2 protein-coding genes are annotated in these 1340 nt (G+C 72.4%); both read right to left on the bottom strand.

Annotation, left to right across the window (positions count from 1 at the left end):
- Positions 1-116: 116 nt before the first annotated feature.
- Positions 117-413, bottom strand: coding sequence for a hypothetical protein (locus tag ACFXA3_RS42650; RefSeq protein WP_385196942.1), 297 nt, complete (start codon positions 411-413; stop codon positions 117-119).
- Between the two features lie 94 nt (positions 414-507).
- On the bottom strand, positions 508-1185 hold the full coding sequence (locus ACFXA3_RS42655) for an NADPH-dependent F420 reductase (RefSeq protein WP_385196945.1): 678 nt from the start codon (positions 1183-1185) through the stop codon (positions 508-510).
- Positions 1186-1340: the final 155 nt, after the last annotated feature.

The raw sequence follows: 1340 nt of genomic DNA on the forward strand, positions 1-1340 counted from the left end.
GGAGTGTGTGTGTGTGTGGGTGTGTTTGTGTGTCAGCGGGGGGGGGGGGGGGGGGGGGGGGGGCGCGCGCGCGCCGCGGGGGCGGCGGGCCCCCCCCCCCGGCCGGGGACCGCGCCTCAGCCCCCCGCCAGCTCCCGCAGCCCCTGCTCCAGCCCTTGGGCGTCCATCACCGGGCTGATCTCGATCTCCGCGTGCATCTCCATGAACAGGCCTTCGAGCAGCGGCGGCATCTTCGCGCTGTCCTGCATGTCGAAGACGATCCAGCAGGTCCGCACGCCCTCGGAGAGTCCGAAGTAGGCGGCTTCCGGCTTGAGCTGGTCCATGAGCTTCTTCATGGTGTGGGGCATGGCACCGGTCTTGATGGACTCGTTGCCGGCGGGTGTGTCGATGTGGGCCCTGAGCATGACTCTCATGCCTGACTCCTTCCGTCAGGGCCCACACTCGGCGCGGCCCCGGGGACCGGCAACATCTCGGCGGCCATCCGGGACGGACGCGGCGGACGGTGCGTCAGTCGGTGGGCTGCGGGGCGCTCTGGATGTGGAAGTTGAAGTCCGCGTGGCCGAGGGCGCCCATCAGACGCAGCCAGATCGGCAGGAGCATCTCGGTGCCGCGCGCCGTCTCGATGCCGCCGAGGTCGATGACGCTCGTCTCCGGCCAGCCGAAGGAGTGCAGCAGTTCGCGTACGGACTTCTTGGCGTCGGCGTCCTCGCCCGAAACGAACACGGTGTGCTCCCCCGGCACCCGGGCCGGATCGACCATGATCCGGCAGTTCATCGTGTTCAGCGTCTTGACCACCCGCAGCCGCGGGAACGTCCGCTGGAGCAGCTCCCCGAGGCTGTCGTCGTCGACGGGGTCGAGGGTGGGCGGGAACCCCTGCGCGAAGTCCAGCGGGTTGGCGATGTCGATCAGCACCTTGCCGTCGAGGTGTTCGGCGTCCGCCTCCTTCAGGGCGGTCACGCTGACCTGCCCGCCGGTGGCGTTGACCAGGGTGTCGCCGTGGCGCGCGGCGTCCGCGAAGGAGGCGAGGCCGACCTGCGGGTGGGCCTGCTGCCATTCTGCGTACTCGGTGCGGGCGAGGGTCGCCCCGGTGTCCCGGGTGCCGATCACCACCTCGTGGCCGAGGGAGGCGAGGCGGGCGGCGACCGTGCGGCCGACGATCCCGGTGCCGAGGACTGCGTAGCGCATGACCGGTTCCATTCCGTTCGGGGGAAGGAGCGAAGAACAACCAAGCACCCCGTACGGTATGCGGCGCGGGGGGGGGGGCGGGGGGGCGGGGGGGGGCGGGGGGGGGGGGGGACGCCCCCGCCCCCCCCCCCCCCCCCCCCCCCCCGGCCCGCCGC

The organism is Streptomyces sp. NPDC059456 (assembly GCF_042750055.1).
In the GTDB taxonomy this organism is placed as follows: Bacteria; Actinomycetota; Actinomycetes; order Streptomycetales; family Streptomycetaceae; genus Streptomyces.